The 21,921-nt window shown below is 56.4% G+C and carries 18 protein-coding genes; 10 read left to right on the top strand and 8 right to left on the bottom strand.

Going from position 1 to position 21,921, the window contains the following annotated elements; translation table 11 throughout:
* Positions 1-112: 112 nt before the first annotated feature.
* The 4 genes from DQG13_RS15020 to DQG13_RS15005 are packed head-to-tail and all read left to right on the top strand — an operon-like array spanning position 113 to position 3,916.
* A complete protein-coding gene (locus tag DQG13_RS15020) occupies positions 113-1,333 on the top strand; it encodes an EAL and HDOD domain-containing protein (RefSeq protein ID WP_113020599.1) in 1,221 nt (406 codons plus the stop codon).
* Positions 1,334-1,356: 23 nt separating this feature from the next.
* Positions 1,357-2,190 carry a GGDEF domain-containing protein gene (locus DQG13_RS15015; RefSeq protein ID WP_181592760.1) on the top strand — a complete coding sequence of 278 codons (834 nt, stop codon included), beginning with the start codon at positions 1,357-1,359 and terminating at the stop codon, positions 2,188-2,190.
* Positions 2,191-2,222: 32 nt separating this feature from the next.
* Complete coding sequence (locus tag DQG13_RS15010) at positions 2,223-2,498, top strand: hypothetical protein (RefSeq protein ID WP_113020597.1); 276 nt, start codon at positions 2,223-2,225, stop codon at positions 2,496-2,498.
* Positions 2,499-2,554: 56 nt separating this feature from the next.
* On the top strand, positions 2,555-3,916 hold the full coding sequence (locus tag DQG13_RS15005; protein WP_113020596.1) for a methyl-accepting chemotaxis protein: 1,362 nt from the start codon (positions 2,555-2,557) through the stop codon (positions 3,914-3,916).
* Positions 3,917-4,118: 202 nt separating this feature from the next.
* On the opposite strand, the gene DQG13_RS15000 is transcribed toward DQG13_RS15005, so the two are convergent.
* Positions 4,119-4,922, bottom strand: coding sequence for a TerC family protein (locus tag DQG13_RS15000; RefSeq protein ID WP_113020595.1), 804 nt, complete (start codon positions 4,920-4,922; stop codon positions 4,119-4,121).
* 397 nt (positions 4,923-5,319) lie between these two features.
* Between DQG13_RS15000 and DQG13_RS14995 the strand changes: the two genes are divergently transcribed.
* Together DQG13_RS14995 and pepF are read left to right on the top strand one after the other, a co-directional pair.
* Positions 5,320-5,502: a hypothetical protein gene (locus DQG13_RS14995; RefSeq protein ID WP_113020594.1), complete on the top strand. Its 183-nt coding sequence runs from the start codon at positions 5,320-5,322 to the stop codon at positions 5,500-5,502.
* A gap of 203 nt (positions 5,503-5,705) precedes the next feature.
* Positions 5,706-7,496, top strand: coding sequence for an oligoendopeptidase F (gene pepF / locus DQG13_RS14990; RefSeq protein WP_113020593.1), 1,791 nt, complete (start codon positions 5,706-5,708; stop codon positions 7,494-7,496).
* A 60-nt stretch (positions 7,497-7,556) separates the two neighbouring features.
* Here the strand turns inward: pepF and DQG13_RS14985 are convergent, their stop codons facing one another.
* Positions 7,557-8,828: a TolB-like translocation protein gene (locus tag DQG13_RS14985; RefSeq protein WP_113020592.1), complete on the bottom strand. Its 1,272-nt coding sequence runs from the start codon at positions 8,826-8,828 to the stop codon at positions 7,557-7,559.
* Positions 8,829-8,958: 130 nt separating this feature from the next.
* Between DQG13_RS14985 and DQG13_RS14980 the strand changes: the two genes are divergently transcribed.
* Together DQG13_RS14980 and DQG13_RS14975 are read left to right on the top strand one after the other, a co-directional pair.
* The gene (locus DQG13_RS14980) at positions 8,959-9,816 is read left to right on the top strand and encodes an AraC family transcriptional regulator (RefSeq protein ID WP_113020591.1); all 858 of its coding nucleotides are present in this window, start codon (positions 8,959-8,961) and stop codon (positions 9,814-9,816) included.
* Positions 9,817-9,903: 87 nt separating this feature from the next.
* Positions 9,904-12,366, top strand: coding sequence for a beta-propeller domain-containing protein (locus tag DQG13_RS14975; RefSeq protein WP_181592759.1), 2,463 nt, complete (start codon positions 9,904-9,906; stop codon positions 12,364-12,366).
* Positions 12,367-12,917: 551 nt separating this feature from the next.
* On the opposite strand, the gene DQG13_RS14970 is transcribed toward DQG13_RS14975, so the two are convergent.
* The 6 genes from DQG13_RS14970 to DQG13_RS14945 form a co-directional block, all read right to left on the bottom strand.
* Positions 12,918-13,547: a fumarylacetoacetate hydrolase family protein gene (locus DQG13_RS14970; protein WP_113020589.1), complete on the bottom strand. Its 630-nt coding sequence runs from the start codon at positions 13,545-13,547 to the stop codon at positions 12,918-12,920.
* A 42-nt stretch (positions 13,548-13,589) separates the two neighbouring features.
* Positions 13,590-14,570: a polysaccharide deacetylase family protein gene (locus DQG13_RS14965; RefSeq protein WP_113020588.1), complete on the bottom strand. Its 981-nt coding sequence runs from the start codon at positions 14,568-14,570 to the stop codon at positions 13,590-13,592.
* Positions 14,571-14,673: 103 nt separating this feature from the next.
* Positions 14,674-15,975 carry a CapA family protein gene (locus DQG13_RS14960; RefSeq protein WP_113020587.1) on the bottom strand — a complete coding sequence of 434 codons (1,302 nt, stop codon included), beginning with the start codon at positions 15,973-15,975 and terminating at the stop codon, positions 14,674-14,676.
* A 177-nt stretch (positions 15,976-16,152) separates the two neighbouring features.
* Positions 16,153-16,782, bottom strand: coding sequence for a hypothetical protein (locus DQG13_RS14955; protein ID WP_113020586.1), 630 nt, complete (start codon positions 16,780-16,782; stop codon positions 16,153-16,155).
* Positions 16,783-17,241: 459 nt separating this feature from the next.
* Complete coding sequence (locus DQG13_RS14950; protein ID WP_113020585.1) at positions 17,242-18,195, bottom strand: ABC transporter permease; 954 nt, start codon at positions 18,193-18,195, stop codon at positions 17,242-17,244.
* 1 nt (position 18,196) lies between these two features.
* Positions 18,197-19,126 (bottom strand): ABC transporter ATP-binding protein, encoded by a 930-nt coding sequence (locus tag DQG13_RS14945; RefSeq protein WP_113020584.1) that lies wholly within the window; start codon positions 19,124-19,126, stop codon positions 18,197-18,199.
* Positions 19,127-19,295: 169 nt separating this feature from the next.
* Here DQG13_RS14945 and DQG13_RS14940 point away from each other — a divergent pair, with 169 nt between their 5' ends.
* Both DQG13_RS14940 and DQG13_RS14935 read left to right on the top strand, forming a co-directional pair.
* The gene (locus DQG13_RS14940; RefSeq protein WP_113020583.1) at positions 19,296-20,507 is read left to right on the top strand and encodes an MFS transporter; all 1,212 of its coding nucleotides are present in this window, start codon (positions 19,296-19,298) and stop codon (positions 20,505-20,507) included.
* Positions 20,508-20,542: 35 nt separating this feature from the next.
* Positions 20,543-21,367, top strand: coding sequence for an AraC family transcriptional regulator (locus DQG13_RS14935; protein WP_181592758.1), 825 nt, complete (start codon positions 20,543-20,545; stop codon positions 21,365-21,367).
* The last annotated feature ends 554 nt before the right edge of the window (positions 21,368-21,921 follow it).

Raw genomic sequence — 21,921 nt, 5'->3', positions numbered from 1 at the left:
AATCGGGTGTAGATAAACCGGATAAAACGGCCTGAAATCCTTTCCCTCATTTTTCAAACCGCCTTCTATTGCGGTATGATTCTTTATAATTGAGCGGACAGGGGTGTCGCAAGTGGCATTGGTATTTGCCCGGCAGCCGATTTTGGACAGAAACAACCGGATTTACGGATATGAGCTGTTGTACCGGGACGGGATGGGACAATCTTACCAAAGCAAGGACGGAGATGCCGCCACCTCCCAGGTAATGGCAGCGAGCTTTCTGTCCATGGGTTTTGAGGAAATCTCCGGCACCAAAAAAGCGTTTATCAACTTCACGGACCGCATGCTGCAGAACAAAATTGCCACCTTATTTCCCAAGAAGCAGCTGGTGGTGGAAATTCTGGAAAATGTGGAACCGACGGCGGAGATCATTGAGGCCTGCCGGAAATTGAAGGCCCGCGGATATATGCTGGCCTTGGACGACTTCATTTTCCGGCCGGGATATGAAGCGCTTATAGAGCTGGCGGATATTATTAAGGTCGATTTCCAAAGCACCCGCCTGCCGGCGGCGCGGCTGGAGATTATCCGGAGGTTTGCCAACGGAAAAATCCACTTTCTGGCGGAAAAGGTTGAAACTCACGAGGACCATCAAATGGCGATGAGGATGGGGTATGGCCTGTTTCAGGGCTATTACTACTGCAAGCCGGTGCTGGTTCATTCCCAGGGCGTCCCTCCATCCAAGATGAACCATCTTCAGCTGATCAAGCTTCTGAAGCAGGAGGAGCCGGGCTTTGATGAACTGGTTGACCTGATTGAGAAGGACGTAGCATTCAGCCTTGAAATTCTGAAAATTGCGAATTCGGTTTATTACTACCGCGGCAATCAGGTAACCTCCGTCCGCAGAGCGGCGCTGACCATGGGCCTAAAGGAGCTGAAAAAATGGGCGTTTATCACCGCCCTCCGCAAAATCGGCGACAGCGATCACGATGCGGTTATTAAAACCAGTGTGGAGCGGGCCAAGTTTCTGGAGCTGCTCTGCGACCAAAGCGGCCGCATCTTTTACAAAACGGAAATGTTTACCCTGGGGCTGCTGTCCATGATCGACGTGCTCACCGGCTGCGAAATGTCCGAGCTTCTGCCCGAGCTGCCCCTGTCCGAAGAAGCCAAACGAATCCTGCGGTCTTCATATGACGATAGTGTAATGTCCATCTTCTTCCGCCTCATGCTGGCATTTGAACAGGGAAACTGGGAGGAGCAGGAAAGCTTATCCGGCCTGTGCGGAATTGCGCCGGAGCAGGTGGCGGAGGCATATACCGGAGCCGTCATATGGGCAAACCGCTGCGATTTGGTCTGAAAAACCCTTCGGAGGTAAACGAATTGAGTGTTTTGCTGCATTTTTCACCTTTTCTTTACGCCAGGATATTCGAGCAGGCTCCTTTTGCCTTGTTGACGGTAACCGGCGACGGACGTCTCTTGAAGGCCAACCGGCAGGCCATAGCCCTGCTGGACAGCCTGGCGGAGCCGTCGCTTCTGAAGAACCGCCGGCTGCTGCAGAAGCTTGCGGACGGCCAAACCTTCAACAGGCTGAACATCTCGGTTTTCCAATCGGGCAGAAGGCGGGAATTCCGGGTGGAGGGTTCTCCTATCCGGAGCCTGTTCCGGTCCATGTTCCTGTTGTCCGTCGAGGATACAACCGCTGCCAACCGGTATCTGCGCAAGCTCTCTTATCGCGCCTCCCGGGATTCCCTTACCGGCCTGTTGAACCGGGGAGCATTCCTGGAGCAGTTGGATTTCTCCATCGCCCGGGCGGAGAAGCAAGGCGGCACATTGACGGTGCTGTATATCGATATCAATGATTTCAAAAGGATCAACTCGGCTTACGGACATGAAGCAGGAGACGCAGTCCTGAGCGGCATTGCCAGGATCATTGCCCGCATTGTCGGCAGGAGGGGGACGGTCGGGCGGTTGGGAGGTGACGAGTTGGCCGTTTTTATGTATCCGGTTCCCTCCTATTCGGCCATTAGTGAAATCGTTCTCCAGTTGGCGAATACGATCCGCGCCGTCGACATCCCGTACAAAGAACATCTCATCCGGGTAGAGGCCAGCTATGGGGCAACCCTCTATTCCGAGTACGGGGAAACCGCAGCGGCCATACTGAGCCGCGCCGACAAAGCCATGTACCGGATGAAGGGCGGACTCTCCTTTGATTAATGCCCCGCTTCGTGCTAAAGTGTTAGGAAGAAATGACTAACCACATAAGCGGGGGAAACACGGTGAAAAGCAACAGAATTAAGACGGTTCAGGTCTACAAGCGGGACAAGTGGAACATGTTGAATGTGGAGATTAACGGCAAGACCCTTATTCTCCGGGAAATTTCCGAGGAATGGGGCGAGGAATGCCACACCTTCCTAAGCCGGCCTGCCATGATGCATTGGGCGGAGGAGCGGTTTTCGCCGGAGCGCTTCAAGGGGACGGAGGAGGAACGGAGGCAAATATTGGAGAACTTCCGCAACATATAATAGTGGCGGTGTATGAGCCTCAATAGCAGGCTCAATTGTCAAGGAGTGCTGAGGATATGTCCATTTCGAGAAAGACGATGCTGATTGTTACAGTCTGTACTCTTCTTATTGTAGGCTTCGGAACAGCACTGACGTACATCCAAATGAGAGAGACCGTTATTTCCAGCCAAACCCGTTATGCCGCTCTTGTGGCGGAGGGGGCGGAGGGAAGCTTTTCCGTACAGGGGGAGCTTACCCGCTTAAACAATACCTTCCTATTTATTTCCGGGGCCGGGTTTGTGGTGATGGTCCTTTCTCTCGCCGGGGTGTGGTTCTTTTCCAACCGCTTTATGGTCAAACCCCTTCAGAGGCTGAACAGGATCGCCGCAAAAGTGGCGGCGGGGGATTTGACTGTTGTGGACCTTGAAGCCGGCTCCGGCGTTATCCGCTCCAAGGATGAAATCGGAGAACTCTATCAGGCGGTTACAACCATGACCGCTCAGCTGAAGCTTCTGATCCATAATGCCCAAGGCGCGTCGGAGCAGGTTCATACCCTTTCGGTTCGGACGGAGGAAACCAATACTTCCGCCTATGAAGCCAACCGCAAGGCGGTAGCCCTGGTCAGCGAGATCAATGGCCATGCCCGCGCGGAGAAGGACAATATTCAAAATATCTATGCAGCCATAGAGGGAATCTCCCAAGGCATTGAGCAGGTGGCGGCAAAGGCCGAGGCAGTCTCCTCCGGTTCCCGGATCATGGAGGAACGAGCGGATCTGGGGGAACAGGTGGTGGACAGAACGTTAAACGCCATCGACGCCGCGGCGGACAAAATCAACCAGACCTCCATAAAAGTGGCCCAGTTGGCCGCTCGGACGGAAGAAATCAATGAGATTGCCGGGATGATCACAGGCATTGCCAACCAGACCAATCTGCTGGCTCTGAACGCTTCCATCGAAGCCGCACGGGCAGGAGAAAGCGGACGGGGCTTCTCGGTGGTGGCCTCGGAAATCCGCAAGCTGGCGGAGCAGGCCAAAGAGGCCGCAGGCTCCATCTCGTCCATTCTGGAGCATATCAGGCCCGAAATGAAAAGTGTTGTCGCCAACATTGAGCAGGCCGTCCAGGAGGCGGATACGGGTCTTGCGGCCACGAAGGAAACAACGGATACTTTCCAGGCCATCCGGGAGCAGATCGGTGCCGTCAGCCGGCAAATTGCCGATGTGACCTCTCTTGCCGAGACCATGACGGCCAATTCCCAGGAAGCCGTCGCCGCGATGGCGGAGATCGCCAGCTCGGCGGTGTTTACCTTCGATTCCACCGATGAAGTAGCCGTCCATCTGCAGACGGAAGAGGAAAGCCTGAGCAAGACGGTGGAGATGTCCCATGCGCTGTCTTCCCTATCCGTTTCCTTAAATGAAGAATTGAGGAAGTTCAGGACATAGGCATACATACATAGAGAAAACAGGAAGGACACCATGTCCTCCCTGTTTTTTTATGAAAATGTATGACTGTCGCAGTTTCATTCGGGGGCTCCCCCAAAAGTACCCGGATTCCGCTTCTGAGAGCTTTTCGTCACTTTTGGGGGATGGGTTTCATATAGCTTGGACCAAAGCGGCGTGCCGCCAAGCTTGTTTTTGGATAAAATCAACCCATTTGCTTTTCCAATTCGGCTCCGGCTGCTTTGGATTTGGAAGCGGCTTTGCCGCCGCTTAAGAACCAGCCTGCCGCGGCAATCCCCACCAGGACAACATAGAAGCTGAGCTTCCACGCAGTGCTGTGGGCGAAGGCTTCGGACAGAATGCCGATGTCAGGATGCGCCAGAGTAATAACGGCCAGCTTTACCCCCACCCAGCCAACGATGACAAATGCGGCGATTTCCAGACTGGGACGGGCATGCAGCAGCTTAACAAACAGGTTGGCCGCGAAGCGCATAATGATAAGTCCGATAAAGCCGCCTGCAAAAATCACCAGGAATTGTCCGCCGTCCATGCCGCCGATCTTCGGAAGCCCGCTGGGCGGAAGAGCAACGGCCAACGCTACAGCCGCCAGAATGGAATCGATGGCAAAGGCGATATCCGCCAGCTCCACCTTTAATACAGTCATCCAGAAGCCCGGTTTTTTATCCTCCACCACAACGCCGGTGGTTTCCTCAATCTTCTTGTTCTTGAACATCACTTTTCTGAAAATGTGGTTGGCAGCGATAAACAGCAGGTACAGCGCGCCGATGGCTTGAATCTGCCAAATGTCCACCAGGAAGGAGATCACAAATAACGATAGCGCGCGGAACACGAAAGCTCCCGCCAATCCATAAAACAAAGCCCGCTTCCGGTCCTGCTCGGGAAGCCGTTTCACCATAATCGCCAGCACCAGCGCGTTGTCCGCCGCCAGCAGTCCTTCCAGGGCTACCAATACCAGCAGCACCCACCCATATTCCAAAAATAATTCCAAACTCCACTCCTCCTTATTTATCTGTAGATTGAAAACAATAAAGACCCTTACCGCTAAAAGTATCCCCCCTTCATAGAAGAAGTAATACTTTAGGGTAAAGGTCTCGCTAACAGGTGTAATATTGCCAATAAAACCGGAGCAAAATGCCTCGTAATGACGATTTTATTGTACAGCTACTCCCCTTTACAGGAATATTCAGTTGGTCCAGCGGTAAGGTTCTTGTATTGAGGATAAACGAACCGCGGGGATATTGTCAATACGAAATGAAGAATTCTTAGAAATCGGCATGGCCGACTTATAAATTCTTCGCGCGTTACAAATAAACCCGGGTTTGTGGTAAAATAATGAATCAAACAGCTCTTCCCTGCTGCCAAGTAAATATGTTAGGTGGTTCGTCATGGTTGATCCGCAGATTGTCGCAACCTTTGTCATCATTTCCTTTTGCTTCGCATTGGTGCTGCTTATGAAGAAAGATGCCATCGCCCCCAGCTTCAAACGGGGTCTTGCCATTATGGCTGTGGTGATGGTCAGCTTTTCATTTTTTCTGATTTTGTACAGTCTTTTTACAATGGGACGGTAATGCAGGAATAAACCGCAGGGACAGCCGCGCATACTAATAGGCAAACTTTGGCGAAACGTATGCGGAAGGTGGTTGTTGCCTTGTCCCTTAAGCGACTATTGTCCCTTACTCTGTGTGCCGGACTGCTTGCGGTGAGCGCAGCCCCTGCCACAGAAGCCGCCGCCCGCCAGGACGGCTATTCCAAACCCGACAGGAGGATACCCATGAGCCAGGTGAAAAAACGTTCCGAAACCGCCCCCGAGCATCATTGGAAGCTGGAAGACATGTTCCCCAGCCAGGAGGCTTGGGACAAGGAGTATCAGGAAACCAAGGAGCTGCTGAAGAAGGCGGAGGATTTCCAGGGGAAGCTCTCCACCCCCGCCGCCATTAAAGTCTGCTTTGAGCTGGAGGATAAAATATCTCTTCATACGGAACGTTTGTATGTGTACGCAAACATGAAGCACCATGAGGATACGGCGGAGCCCGCATATCAAGCCCTGTCGGAAAAATCCAAGAAGCTTTCGGTGGAAGCAGGCGAGGCCTTATCCTTTATTACGCCGGAAATTCTGAGCTTAAGCGATGACGAACTGAATAAGCTGGTGCAGGCTCCGGAATTGGCCTTTTACAAGCTGACCCTGGAGGAAATGCTGCGGCAGAAGGCCCATGTGCTGTCCAAGGCCGAGGAAGCGCTGCTTGCCCAGGTCGGCAATATTTCCAGCGCCCCCAGCACCATCTTCTCGTTAATCAACAACGCAGACATGAAGTTCCCCAAGGTCAAGAATGAAAAAGGCGAAGAGGTGGAGCTGACCCACGGCAGCTACATTACCTTCCTGGAAAGCAAGAACCGGGATGTCCGCAGAAACGCCTTCAAGACCATGTACGAAACCTACAGTAAGCAAAAAAATACTCTGGCCGCCACGTTGTCCGCCAATGTGACCAAGAACCTGTTCTACGCCCGGGCCAGAAAATACCCGTCCGCGCTGGAAATGTCCCTGTTCGGCGACAATATCGACAAGGCCGTGTACACCAACCTGATCGATACCATCCATGAGTCCCTGCCGCTCTTGCAGCGGTACATGAACCTCCGCAAGAAGCTGCTCAAGGTGGATGAGCTTCATATGTACGATCTCTTTGCGCCGCTGGTGGAAGAGTTCGATATGAAGATTACATACGACGAAGCCAAGGAAATTGTAATCGACGCCCTGAAGCCCCTGGGTCAGGAATATCTGGATGTGCTGAAGGGCAGCTTCAACAGCGGCTGGATCGACATTTACGAAAATGAGGGCAAACGCAGCGGCGCTTACAGCTGGGGGGCGTACGGCACCCATCCTTACGTGCTCCTGAACCATAAGGACAACCTGAACAGCATGTTCACCCTCGCCCACGAGATGGGCCACGCCATGCACAGCTACCTGTCCGATACCCATCAGGAATACCGCTATGCCCAATACACCATTTTCCTGGCGGAGGTGGCCTCCACCCTGAACGAGGCTCTTCTGATGGATTATCTCCTGAAGAAAACCGACAATCCCAAGGAAAAAATGTACCTGCTCACCTACTATGCCGACCAGTTCCGGACCACCGTCTTCCGGCAGACCATGTTTGCCGAGTTCGAGATGCTGATCCACCAGCGGGCTGAAGCAGGCGAGTCACTGACGCCCCAGGATTTCAGCAAAATCTACTACGACCTGAACGTGAAGTATCACGGCACGCAGATGGCGGTAGACAAGGACATTGAGATGGAATGGGCGCGGATTCCCCATTTCTACAACAGCTTCTATGTGTACAAATATGCCACCGGCTTCTCCGCCGCCACCAGCTTCTCCAAGCAGATTCTGGACGAAGGCCAGCCTGCGGTGGACCGCTATCTGGGCTTCCTGCAATCCGGCGGCAGCGACTTCTCCCTCAACATCCTGAAGAAGGCCGGGGTGGATATGTCCTCCCCCGAGCCGATCCGCCAGGCTATGGATGTCTTCAAGAACCTGATCGAACAAATGGAAGCGCTGGTGCAATAAGCCGCGGCGCTCTGCAAGCCCCGCCTCTCCGGTAAAAGCGCCGGATGGGCGGGGCTTTTTTCATTTGAGCCCCAACAGAGGCCCCATGTCGGCAATAAACACGCGCCTGTCCCCATCCACATACCCGTTGAACACCACATGCCGGTTGTCCGGCGCCCAGGCGGGATGCGGGTCCACCCGCAGGAAGGATTGGTTCCGGGACCCCTGATGAGCCACATTGATGCGGACGGCGGCCACTTCAGAGCCTGCCTGAAGATCGATCCAGCGCAGCGGAACAGTGCCGTCGCCGTAGGCGACAGGTTCTTTTTCATAGGTATCGGTCAAAATATGGCGCCCGTCCGGATGGACAGTGGGATGGCCGGAGCCGGGCACCGCTTCGGTGATGGTCCGCAGGCCGGTTCCATCGTACCGCACCTGGACAAGCAGCAGCCGGTTATCCCCGTACAGCTTCAGGTTCATGGACAGATGCTCCCCGTCGGGGCACCAGTTGATGTGATGCCCGCCCTTGATCCATTGCTCCGGTCCCACGGCCAAGTGGATATCGGTGCCGTCCGGCCGCATGGTGACCACCCAGAAGCGGAGTCCCTCATTAATTTTGTTCCAAGGCTCCCCGGGCGTCGAGGGAAACCAGCGCATGGTGAAAATCAGCCTGTCCCCTTGGGGATTGAACTTGCAGTGGAAGCCGTACAGCTCTCCGTCTTCATATTGGCGGCGCTCCGCGGGAGGCACAACCTGCTCCATAACGTGGCGGAGGGAAACCAGCAGCTTCCGCTCCCCTGTGGCAACATCCGTTGCATACAGCCCGTCATCTGAAGCGAAGCCGCGGCGCCGGGGCACCCGCTCATCCGGCACGACGACGCCGTAGCCGAACTGGGTGCGTCTCATGGCAGCTGCATCGGCGCAGATAATGGTCCGGCCGTCGGGGGAAATCCGGTAGATGGAGCCCTCATACAGCCGACGCTCTCCAGTAAGAGGATTGATGCGCACCACCTGGGGCTGCCAGGACTTAGGGTCCACATCGTTGAAGAACAGCGACTCGTCGTCCGCCCCCCAGTTGATATTGGCCCCAAGCTGGTACTCCCAGCCGATTGTGGCGGCCAGAACCTGCTCCTCCGCCGTATGCAGATCCACCAGCACAACCTCCGCCGCTTCGCCGGGAAGATTGGCCCGTTCCAGCTGCGGCATCCGCAGCACGGCCAGATACCGCCCCGACGGGCTGACCGGCGAGGTGTCAAAAAAGCGGTGCAGCCCGCCCCCGGCGGGGGTGACGCACCAAACGGGCACAAGGGGATTGTGCTCCTTATAACGGGGAAACAAGGAACTGATGATCATGTGTAACATCCTCCTTTTTTCATGGCCAAACCAATAAGACACGCCCTAAGTATATTCCTGTGCCTAAGCTGCCCGGTTATCCGGTATAATGATGTTATGGTCCAAACCGATGCCCGGGAGGCGTTGACGAATGGGATTAGACGGAGTGAATATTCTTTGGACGGCCAGATATGACTATGACAAGGGCAAGCGGCTTTTGCCCCATGCCCATTCCTTCTATCAGGTAATATGGATTGCCGAGGGAAAGGGCCTGTTCCAGGAGGACGGCCAAATCAGCGAGGCCATGCCCGGTGCGCTGTACTGGATCAGGCCGGGAGTGAGCCACGGGCTGAAGGCCTCGCCCCGGTCCCCGCTGAAAACGCTGGACCTGAAGTTTGAGCTTCGCGACCCGGAGCTGGAGCGGCTTGTGGCCCGGGTTCCGTCCCGCCTGCTGCCTGCGGGGGCAGATCTGGTCCGGCTGCTGGATCAGATCCGCAAGGAGGGCACGGAGCAGGAGGCCTACTTCAGGGAGGTGGCCAAGTTGCACCTGCTGGAGCTGCTGTACCGGCTGGCCCGGGCGGCTGCGGAGCCCCTGCCTGCGGAGTTGTCGGCTGCCTCCCCCTCTGTCAGCGTCCGCGGGGTGGCCCTGGACAATGCCAATCAGGCGGCCAGGCTGGCGGAGGCCTGGATCGAGGCCAATGCCGCCGGAGACTGGACCGTCGGGGAGATGGCGGCTCGGCTGAATTACAGCGAAAGCTATTTGCGGCAGCTGTTCAAAGCCTACAGGGGCTGCACCATCCCCGCTTACCGGATGCAGGTGCGGATCGGCGCGGCCAAGGAGCGGCTGGCTTATTCGGACGCACCGCTTCAGGAGATTGCGGAGGCCTGCGGCTTCAAAACCGTCCAGCATTTCATCCGGATCTTCAAGCGCCTGGAGGGAATCACACCGGGGCAATGGATGATCCGGGAGCGCCGGGGCATCCGCAAAAGCATCGTTTTTGGGGAATAGGACGTTGCGGTCTGCAACTTTTTCCAGCCTGCCTCCGTCTGAAGGGCAACTTGACAAAATCAGATGGAAACGAAGGAGGAATCTCCCATGAAACGAAAAGCGGCTGCCGCTCTTGCCCTGGGCGCCCTGTTGGCCGCCGGGGGCCTGACAGCCATTCTGCTCCAGAACGCTTCCACGGCAACGGCGGAAGCGGACAATGCGCCGCCGCCGGCACTCTCGGCCCAAGCGGCTCCTACCCTTCTCGATGGATTCACTGTGGAGGTAAATGGACAGGCTCTTGCCCTTGACACCCCGCCCCGGCTGGCGGACGGCACCCTGCTGGTGCCCCTGCGGAGCATTGCCGAAGCCCTGGGAGCGACGGTGGACTATGACGGAACGGCGGGCTCCATTACGGCGGTCAAAGACGGAAACCGGGTTGATCTCACCCCCGGGAGCGTCAACGCCGAGAAAAACGGCAAAGCCGTCCAACTGGCGGCGGCTCCCGTCCGGGACGGGGACACGGTGCTGGTGCCTTTGCGCTTTTTTGCCGAGGCCTTCGGCACCGCAGTGAAGTGGGACGGTGCAGCCAAGCGAGTTACGGCGGAGTCGGAGGACTATCTGCTGCCGGCCGTAGGCAGCTATGCCAAGCTGAAGGAGCTTTTGGCCGCCGCCCAGGATGAGGGCATTGTCATCGGACCGACAGACCGAGGCTCGCTGCAGCTTAAGGGAGACATAGCAGTCCAGGACCAGGCCGGGTCCGTCTCTGTCCAAAAAAGCATGGCGGCGGCCGATACGTCAGGGAGTCCCGACTACTCCGCCACCAATGTGCAGGTGGAGGGTGTGGATGAGGGCGATGTGGTGAAAACCGATGGCCAGTTTATTTATCAGGTAAACGGCAAGCGGATTATGATTGTCCGGGCCGCTCCCGAGGACGGCATGGCGCTGGAATCGGTTATCTCTCTGGAGGATGCGGCCTTCACCCCCCGGGAGCTGTATGTGGACGGCGACCGCCTGACCGTCATCGGCACCTCCCGGGTTGTCCGGCAGGAAACCCGGTCCGAGGTGTCCCCGGCAAAGGACAGCCTGCCTGTGGAAAGCAGTATCGCCGCCAAGCGGCTGATCGCTCCTTTTGGCGACGCTACGGTGAAGATCCGGGTCTACGACATCGCCGACCGCAAAGCGCCCAAGCTGATGAAAGAGGTGGAGACGGAAGGCAGCTATGTCACCTCCCGCCGGATTGGGGAGGAGGTCTATGTGATCGCCAACCGGTACCTGAACCGGTACGCCATCCTTCAAGACAACCAAGAGACACCGGCCGTCCCCTCCTACCGGGATTCGACCCAATCCGGGCAATGGACGGAAGCCCAATACGGAGATATCCGCTATTTCCCCGAGTCTCTTTACAGCGCATACCTGATGGTGGCCGGAATCGATACGGCTTCCTCCGGCACGCCTGCGGAGGTTTCCGTGTACCTGGGCTCCGCCGACAATGTGTTCGCTTCCGCGGATCATCTCTACGCCGCCTTCCCCCGGCGCCAGGTCAGCGAGGAACGGGTGAAGCCTGCTGAAGGAGACGCGGGCGGCATTGCCGTCGAATATGTGGGCATCAAGGTGGAGGAAACCACGGAGGTTTACAAGTTCCTGCTGGACAACGGCAAGGCCCGCTTTGCGGCCAAGGGCAATGTGCCGGGAACGGTGCTGAACCAATTTTCCATGGATGAGCATAACGGCTACTTCCGCATCGCCACCACCAAAGGCAAACAATGGAGCCGGGCGGGCGAGAAGCTCACCAACAATGTTTACGTGCTCAACGAGGATATGGGAGTAACGGGGCAAATTGAGGGAATCGCTCCCGGCGAGAGCATCTATTCCGTCCGGTTTATGGGCAACCGGGGTTATATGGTCACGTTCCAGAAGGTGGACCCGCTGTTTGTGCTGGACTTCTCCAACCCTGAATCCCCGTCCATCCTGGGGCAGCTGAAAATCCCCGGATACAGCGACTATCTGCATCCGTATGACGAGAACCATCTCATCGGCTTTGGCAAGGATGCGGTGGTGGTGACTGACGAGCGCTACGAAAAAAGCCTCCAGCCCCCGGAAGGCACCGCCTATTACCAGGGCATGAAGGTATCCATGTTCGATGTGACCGATGTCTCCCAGCCCAAGGAGCTGTTCCAGACGGTTATCGGCGACAGGGGCACAGATTCGGAGCTGCTGCGCAACCACAAGGCGCTCCTCTTCTCCCGGGACAAAAACCTGCTGGCCTTCCCTGTTACTGTAGCGAAGGTGCCGGAGGGACAAAAAAACAGCCCCACGGCATATGGCCAATTTGCCTTCCAGGGAGCCTACGTGTACCATGTGGACCTGCAGGAGGGCTTCCGCCTCCGGGGAACGGTCACCCACCTCAGCGACGATGAAATAAACAAGACGGGAAATGCCTTCTACGGAAGCAAGCATCAGATCGAGCGGCTGCTGTATATCGGCGACACCCTGTACAGCCTGTCGCAGGGGCAAATCCGCACCCAGAGCCTGGATACGCTGGCGGAAACAGGGCGGCTGGAGCTGCCGTAATGGGCGGGGCATAGCCGCCGCGCCGTGGCGGCAGATGATGAAAATCGCCGCCGCGCCGCCAAAGCAAGGTGCAGGATAGATAGCGGAAACCAGCTTTCCGCTAATCCTGCCTAATCGCCAGGAGCGGCCCAATAGCGGAAGGGTAACTTCCGTTATTCCCGCCAACCTCTTCAATACACCTCCCCAAAACGGGTAATAGCGGACAAAAGGGTTCCGCTATTACCCGTTTGTCTCTGCTCCCAAGTAAATAACGGACATCCCCCTTCCTCTATTCCCAAATCTGGACGCAAACTAATGGAATGACTCTGCGCTCCCAGCCGGCATCTGCCAAGGCCAACTTCCTCCCGCCCCCCATTAAAGCGCATCTTCGCTGGAAATAGCGCAACCTTTTTTCCACTATCCGCCGCCCTACGGCAGCCAATGACCCAATAGCGGAAGGCAACTTCCCGGCCCAGCTACATCGAAAGTTCAAAAAAGGGACAGTCCCGGCAGAATCATCTGCTTGGGACTGTCCCTTTTTGGGCGATGCCCGGCGCGCCGCCGGACAACGGTTATTGCAGGCTTACGGTAAAGGCGCCTGCCGGCTCCTCTCCCCAGAACAGCTCCAGGCGGTCATTGTCCTTCACCGGACCAACGCCTTCGGGAGTTCCGGTGAAGATAATATCCCCCTGCCCCAGGCCGTAATGGGCGGCGCAAAAATCAATGATCCGCTGCAGATCGAAGATCATGCGGGAGACATTGCCCCGCTGGGCCTCCTCGCCGTTCTTCCGCAGCGTAAAGTCCTGCCGGGCCAGCTGGGCTGTGCCCAGGAACTCCAGCCACGGTCCCAGCGGCGCGGACCGGAGAAAGCCCTTGGCCGGCAGCCAGGGCAACCCCTTGGCCTTGATGCCCGATTGCACATCCCGCAGAGTGAAGTCAATGCCGAAGGCCATTCCGTCGATCAACTCATCGGCGGTCAGCCCCGGCTCATAGCCGCGCCCGATGCGGATAACCAGCTCCGTCTCGAAGTGGAGCTCTCCCCGCAGCCCCGGCAATGCGATAACACTGCCGTCGGCCGGCGTCAGCGCATGGCTGGGCTTCATGAAAATCATCGGCTCCTTGGGCAGCTCATTCCCCAGCTCTTCCGCGTGAGCCTTATAATTTCGTCCTACACAGTATACATTGCGGATGGATGAGAACATGGCAACCTCTCCTTTTTTTTCTGTAGCGGTATGTACCTGAATTTACTCCAAAAAATGGATGGAAAGGCTATCCTTATGCAGCACATCAAAGCGGAAGCCCATCTCCCGCAGGCCGCGGATCACCTCGGGCAATGCCTCGACGGTGGTGGTTTTGCCCTGGGCGTCATGCATCAGCACGATAATGGTCCGCTTCTTGGCCGCGGCGGACAGCACCGCGCCGACAATCTCCTCCTTGGGCTGCACCGCCTGGGCGGCGTCCGTGGAGGAGACGTTCCAGTCAAAATACTGGTACCCTTCCTCCTGTACCCGCCGGACCAGCCGCGGCATCATCCATGGGCTTCCTTTTGCCCGGCCCAGCCTGGTGTTGGAGCCTCCGGGGAAGCGGATCAGCTCAGAAGCCGTGCCGGTAAGCTCAAGAAGCGCCCGGTCCAGCTTGCGCACATCCTCCATAAAAGCTTCCTCGCTGCGGTACAGACGGGCATAATTATGGGAATAGGTATGGTTCCCCAGCACATGCCCTTCCGCCGCCATCTGCCGGATCAGCTCGCTGTGCTGCTCCAGCCCGGCCCCGATGACGAAGAAGGTAGCCCGGATGTTCTCCCGGCGCAGGATGTCAAGAATCCGCGGCGTCAGTCCCGAAGGGCCGTCGTCGAAGGTCAAGTAAGCGGTGCGCATGGCATCCGCAGCACCGCCGGGGGCCGGGGCGGCAGCGCCCGCCCCGCGCAGCTCTCCGGGCCCCGCCACAGGGGGCCCGGCGGTAGCGGCCGGCGGCTCAGGCTCCGCCGGCCGGTCCACTGCAAGCCGGTCCGCCTCCATGGGCCGGACCGCATCCCCCCGCCCGCCTGCTGCGCGGAACCAGGCGGGCGATGGCCCGGGCACGGCCGCGGGCGGCTCCGCCGCGGCCTGCCCTTCCCCGGAGCCGGGGCGGCCTGCAGGCCCGGCTCCCGTCTGCCCGCAGCCGGCCGCCATGGCGGCGCACAAGCCCACACTAACAGCAATCCTCAGGAATCGTGATGTCCACATCTGCAAGTCTCCTCCTGATGAAGGTCTTGCTGTTAGTATGGATTGCCGCTTGAGGATTATGGCTGCCAAATGATGCAAGTTCTCCCATCAGCCCAAGCCCCCGTCAGGACCCGGAGCCGGCCTTCTCCTGCACCCGGCCGTCGGCGGTGATGCCAACGCCGTAAGAAACCTTTTCCAGCCGCCGGAACAGCGTTTGGGCGTCGGCGTCCTCCATTTTTTTCAGATGGGCATATTGGTTCCACAAAGGGGTAAGGGTAATGCCGCAGGCCCCCTCCTTGCTGCAATCCGCCTGGAGCACCGCCGTCTCCCAAGAAGGCGCATGGTCATTGGTGGTAAACAGGAAATTGCCCAGACTGTAGGCAATCCATTTGCCCTGATAGGTTTCTAGGCCCTGCAGCACATGGGGATGGGTGCCGATGATCAGATCGGCCCCGGCGTCGATGAAGGAACGGGCCATTTTGCGGTGCTCCTCCAAGGGCTTCTCCGCCCTTTCCTCTCCCCAGTGGGCCATCACCACCACCAGATCGGCCTGCTCATTGGTTTCCTGAATGGTCTTGATGGCCTGCTTGGGATCATAAAGCTGGGTGGTGCCCGGATGGTTCACCCCCGCTTTCCAGGAATTATCCGGCACCTTGTGGCTGAAGCCCAAAAAAGCAATCTTGATGCCGTTCTTCTCCACAATAACCGGCCGGTATGCTTCCTCCAGGTTTTTTCCCGCCCCCGTATGCAAAAGCTTCGCTCCATCCAATGCCTTCAGCGTATCCAAAAGGCCGTCCTGGCCGTAATCGAGAATATGGTTGTTGGCCAAGTTCACCACATCGAAGCCCGCCTCCTTAAAAGCCGGAAGGGCATCGGGGCTGGAACGGTAGGTGTATTGCTTCTGCTGCTGCTCGCCCCGGATGGTAATGGGGGTTTCCAAATTGGCAATGGTGAAATCCGGCTTCTGGAGCAGCTCCGCGATCTCCCGGTAAGGGTAATCATACCCGTTGGTTTTGAGGATGGTCTCTACATTTCCGGCGAAAATAACATCTCCTGTAAAGGCCAAACTCACCTTCGGCCCCGTTCCGGGAGAGGGGGGCGCCGTGGCCCTGCCGGAAGCCGTGGAAACAGGAGCGGTTGCCGCTCCTGCGCCAGCCCCCGCCGCAGATGCCGACGGGCCCGCTTTGGGTGATGATGTGGCTTGGACAGTTGGCGGAGCAGCGCTCTTTCCGGGGGCGCCGGATGGAGCTGCAGACGCTCCTACAGCGGACCCAGTGTCCGCTGCGTTCCGGCGGATCAGTCCCTGCCCCAGCCAAACCGATGCGCCTAAGAGCACAAGCGCAGCAGCGGCAATAGCTCCCGTTTTCATCCGTTTCTGCTGTGCCTTGCGCCGCTGGCGCTGCTGTTCAAGACGTGACTTTTCCAATTCTCCTTCCAGCTCCTTCTGCTAAAACGCGCTTTACTCTGAAAAGCAGGAATTTTGGCCGCAATGGCCGGATTCTTCCATTATATCAAAAGCGGAACCGATTGCGGGACTTCCGCCGGCAAAAGCCAACGCCAAAAATCAAACTACGGCTTTATTGCCCTCGTTGCAATATACTGCTTAAGAATCAACGTATTCCATGATTTCTTTTGCATATTTCTCCCATTCTCTGGCATCGGTATTAAGCTCCATTGTGGGCACCTTCGATATCCGGGCCTGTTCTCTTAACAGGTTTTGAGTATCAATTAAATCCCGGCACGCTTTGGTAATCTCTTCCTGTGATTTTCCCTTCCATAAGCCGGCGTCCCTGCTCATGATCCGTTCCTCAACAATCGCGTCAGAAACGGTCAACAGTACGCATTTCGCCCCCAGCTCAATTAAACTCTGCTCCAATGCTTCAATGGTTTTGTCCAGCGAATTGCTGAAGGCCGCTCTGTGGTTTAAATGAAATCGTTCAAGGATGAAAAACAATCCCCGGGACCGGCGGGAAAAGGGACCTAACCCGACAGCCCATTCGTTTAACTTTTTCAGCATATCCGCTCTTTCTTGCAGCAGCTTAACATGCTCAAGCCTGCCTAAGGAAACAAATTCGCCATTTACATCATTTAAAATCTGGGAATAATGCTCTCCCAGTACAACAAGGCTTCGTTCTGCACCCTCATCCTGGGAAAGCATCAGCTTTAATGCTTTCAACAATGAGGTTTTCCCCGAATTGGAATACCCCTCAAGAATAATTCCTCTGATGTGCATTTCAGCTTCTCCTCACACCCTGGCTCAGGCAAAAGATGGATTGCAAGCCCCTCCAGTATACCTGAATAACCATTTTTTGAATACGAAGATTCCCTTCGCAATAATAGGGATTAAGGAAGAAGGGGAGAGCGCAACGGAACTCTGCGACTCTTAAAAGCGGCTTTTGCCGCTTTTTCCCGCTTTTACGGAAATGAGAAACCCTTATTCCCCGCCGCCGCCTGATTTCCGCCCTATTTTCGCCCAATCAGGAATGGAACGGTTTCCTAGTTCCGTTATTCCCTCCACACTCCTGTTTTCACCCCCATAAGAGTCGTACAGTTCCGTAACAACAGCCTGGCCAGCCTATCCCCGGCAACCCCTCGCAGACATCACGGCGGAAGGACGAAAAAAGGAGAACGGATTCCGGTTGAACAAAAAAACCTTCACCCTGAGGATGAAGGCTTGCGCGGGAGAAGCGGATCAGGCGGTGACATCCCGCTTGGTAAATAGGCTCCAGGCGACAGCCATGAAGGCGGCGAAGTATAAAACGAGCATCACGATGGAAAAGCCCATGGTCATCCCTTCCACCACCGGTGTCTGCCCTGCCGTATATTGCCGCAGGTTCAGGTTGGAGAACAGGAAATATTTGATCCAGTCGTAACGCTGCAGTATAGCCGTAATCATGTTGCCCAGGAACATCAGGCCCAGGGACAGGCCGATGGCCATGGATGAGCTGCGGAATGCCGACGAAATCATAAAGGCGAAGGTAACCATCATAATCAGGCTGACACATTCATAGCCGTAGTTCACCAAACTTTGCAGGAACATGCTGCGCTCCACCACAACCCCGTTCTTCACCGCCAGAAACGGGATGCTGAAGCCATCCACGCCATAAGCCGCCGCACCGATGATCATGGCGCTCACCAGCATCAGCAGGAGTCCGAACAGGGCGAACAATAGGGTGGATAAATATTTGGACAAAAGAATCTTCCAGCGCCTGACGGGACGGATCAGCAGCAGCTTGATGGTCCCTCCGGCAAACTCCCCTGCCACGATATCCGCGGCAATGACAATGGTAAAAATGGACAAAAGCTGAATGAGATTGGAGGAAAACATCACCGTGCTCCACAGGGTCTCTTTTTCCGTATCCCAATTATGCTCCAGCGCATATTTGGCGACCAACACCGTATCCTTCAGGTATTTGGTGTATTCCGCATCCGCAGCGAAATTGGCGTCATTGAGCTGGGATTCCATGCTTGTAATCCGCTGCTCCAGCCGCTGGCGGTAATCCTGCCCCTCCTCGGAGGAGGGCCGCTCATAGATTTTGTTGATCACCACGGAGGCCAACAGAATCGCCAGCACAATTCCCAGCATGACCCAGGTCCGCGGGCGGCGGTAGATTTTCATATTTTCATTCATCACCAAAGGGCGCATTCTACTCAATTTGTCCACTCCCCGTCATTTCCAAGAATTTATCCTCCAACGACCTGCCGCTGGCCTTCACGCCGTATATGCGGAAGCCCTCCTTCACCAGGTGCTCGATAATGACCGGAATTTCCTCCCGTTCCAGAATGGCTTCGAATCCGGCGGTGTCCGCCAGCACCTTCGCCTCCGGATACAGGCGGCCAACCGCCGCCGCCCCTTCGGCCGGCAGGGAAATCTCGAACCGGACATGCCCTGCGCCCTCCGCCCGGGTAATATCCCCCATCTCCTGAATATCCACCAGCTTGCCGGTCTGGATCACCGCCACCCGGTCGCACATCAGCTCCATCTCGGACAGCAAGTGGCTCGAAACCAGCACCGTAATCCCCTCATCCTTGGCCAGCCGCCGCAGGTAATCCCGCAGCTCGCGGATACCCGCAGGGTCCAGGCCGTTGGTGGGTTCATCGAGAATCAGCAGCTTGGGGCGGTGCATAATCGCCTGGGCCACCCCCAGCCGCTGCCTCATGCCCAGGGAATACCGCTTCACCTTATCGTGAATCCGGTTGCCCAAACCCACCAGATCAATAACCTCCTGCAGCCTGTCCTTGCTGATCCCCTCATGCATCCGGGAAAAGTGGATCAGGTTCTGATAGCCGGTCAAATATTTGTACATTTCCGGATTTTCCACAATGCCGCCCATCAGCTTCATGGCTTCCTCAAAGCGGGAGTTTACATCTAATCCGCCGATCTTCACAGAGCCTTCGGTCATGGAGATCAGACCGGTAATCATTCGGATGGTGGTGGTTTTGCCGGCGCCGTTGGGACCCAGCAGGCCAAACACTACCCCCTGGGGAATATCGAAGCTCAGATGGTCCACAATGGTCTTGCCGCCAATGCGCTTGGTCAAATTGCGCAATTCAAGAATCGCTGCAGAATTGGACATAGTTCCTCCTTCATAGGATTACATTGCCGCCTGCCAATACGGCATATTCTTAGAAGCCTCTTCCATTTTAGTGAATCTTCCACATGGTGGAAAGGAATTTCTTCTTATCTTTTCCTTAAACCATGTTAAAATGAAACAAACACATTCATCATGAAGGAGCCCCACTCACATGTCCGCAACCGTTTCCCGGCTGGAGCAAAACCGGCCGCAAAGCGCTGTCAGCCGCCGCAGGCTGTCCATATTTTGCGCTGCAACCATTCTGTACTGGGTCAGCATGTATACGTATGTGCCTGTCCTCTCCCCTTATCTGGAGGGCAAAAGCTACTCCTTCAGCGTCATCGGCATTATTCTGGGCAGCTATGGGTTCATGCAGATTCTTATCCGGCTGCCCCTTGGAATATACTCGGATAAGCTGGGCAAACGAAAGCCATTCTTGTTTCTTGGCTTTGCCGCAGCCACCGCCAGCTGCCTGATGTTTCTCATCCCCGGCCATTGGCTGTGGCCGCTCCTCGCCCGCTCCGTGGCGGGAGTTTCCGCCTCCGCCTGGGTAGGCTTCACCGTGCTGTTCGCCGCCTACTATCCGCCGGAGCAGGCCACCCGGGCCATGGGCACCATCAGCTTCCTGACCGTCACCGGCCAGCTCATCGGCATGGCCCTCTCCGGGTTCCTGGCCGACGGGTTGGGCTGGTCCTCCGTCTTTCTGGCCGGCGGAACGGCGGGGGTTGCCGGCTTCGCCTTGGCTTTTGCCGTGTATGAAGCGCCTGCCCAACAGAGCCGCGCGCCCATGCGGGTGAAGGATCTGGGCAGCGTGATCAAAAATCACATGCTGCTGAAGGTATCCGCCTTATCCATTCTGGCCCATAGTATCCTTTTTATTACCATGTTCGGGTTTACGCCGTCCCAAGCGCTTCTTCTGGGGGCCAGCAAAAGCGGGCTTACCTTCCTAAGCGTATGCTTCATGATCCCCCATGCCGTAACCTCCATTTTGTCCGGGAAGGTTTTGGCCCCCCGGTTTGGTCCATGGAATGTGGCCTTTGCCGGCTTCGCTTTAAGCGCCGTCTGTACCCTGGCAATTCCCTTCGTGCCCGGATTCGCCCTTTTATGCCTGACTCAGGCGGTGAACGGCTTTGCCCAGGGTCTGCATTTGCCGCTTCTCTTGGGGCTGGCCATTCAGGAGATTGAGCCGGCCAAACGGGCCACCGCCATGGGCTTCTACCAGGCTGTTTACGCCTTGGGCATGTTCGCCGGCCCGTTTATCGCCGGATGGCTGAACGAAGGTTTTGGTCTGGACGCAGGGTTTTATCTGGGAGGGGGCATTGGCCTTTTTGCGGCGGCGCTTGCTCTGTGGTGGAGAAAAGCCGCCTCTCCCAGGCAAATCTGAAGCAAACGAAAGAGACGGGACGGGAGGTTATGTTCATGGCCGCAGAAACCTGGTGGGAGCTGGCTCCGGTGCTGGAGCATCATCATTATTGGCACCAGAAGGAGAAATTCCTGCTGGATTCCGACCGGTATGCCCACTGGACCATGTTTGCCGTTACAGGCGGAAAATTCGAGTATGACATTCTCGGCTGCCGTGGGTCCGCCAAGCTGGCGGAGCTTGTTTTATGCCCGCCGGAAACGGATTTTGGCAGGCGGGTCACGGAGCCCTTAAGCTTCCACTTTTTGGCCTTCTCCTTCATTGGAGCGGACGGGGCCAAGGTGATGGAGCTGCCGGGTTTGGACGGATACAAGCTGGAGGTTGTGGATACTCAACGTCTCTTCAATACCTTCGGGCACCTGCGCAGCGCCGTCATGTCCTCGGGTCCTTGGGCGAGGCCCTGGGCGGACCATCTGCTGAAGGATCTCTGGAAGCAGGTAGCGTACGAGGGTCTCCAGTCCGCTCCCGCGGGCCTCAACCAGGGCGGTCCCCGTTTTCCCGATGATCCTGTCATGGATCTGGCTGGCCGCATCATCCAGGAGGAGGCCTGTACACCCCTTAGCCTGGGCCGCCTGGCGGAACGGCTGGGTCTGACCCCTGTGCAGCTGACCCGCCGCTACAAAGCGGTGTTCGGAGTTAGCCCCTCGGAGCATGTGCTGGAGCTGCGGATGCGCCATGCCTGCAGCCTGCTGACCGGCACCACCTTCAGCCTTGAGACAATAGCGGAAGCCTGCGGCTATGAAACCGGCTTTTACTTAAGCCGGATTTTTACCAGAAAGATGGGCATGAGTCCCTCCGCGTACCGCAAGGCGTACCGGATTTAGGGCTTATGCGGAAGGAGCAAAAGACAAAAATCGGCGCAGGGATAACCCTCGCCGCGATTTGCTTGTTTTCGTATAATTAAGGTTGAGATCTGTATAATACCTTTGAATCTATGGTTTGTTGCTCTTCTGGTGCTGGAGTGCAGCCGCTGACTAAATGAAATAATATGACCATCACGATCAGCAAGATGTTTTTTTTCACAATATCTCCTCCCGGGTAAAGAATTAATCGAAGCCAGAAAGGGGCTGTCCGAAAAGTACGCCAAGGTGAATACATATTCGGAAGCATACGTCTGAGGACAAGCCGAATCTGGCTAACGAATCTCTCTCACGCTATTTCGCGAAAACGGGCATGAAAAAAAATCTAACGAATCTATATCGCGTTATTTGCCCGTTTGAACGCATTTCGGCGCAAATTCGGACAAATAGCGGTGCCACGATTCGTTAGATTTAAAACATGCTCACCTATAGTCAAATAGCGATACATAGATCACTAGCGTTGCATCGAGCTTACCACGGGAAATCCGTGTACATGAGAATAAAAAAAGAGTAGCCAA

The organism is Paenibacillus sp. YN15, from assembly GCF_003285005.1.
Classification (GTDB): Bacteria; Bacillota; Bacilli; order Paenibacillales; family NBRC-103111; genus Paenibacillus_AR.
The sequence above is the reverse complement of the archived record's forward strand: the minus strand, read 5'-3'. Positions and strand labels throughout refer to the sequence as shown.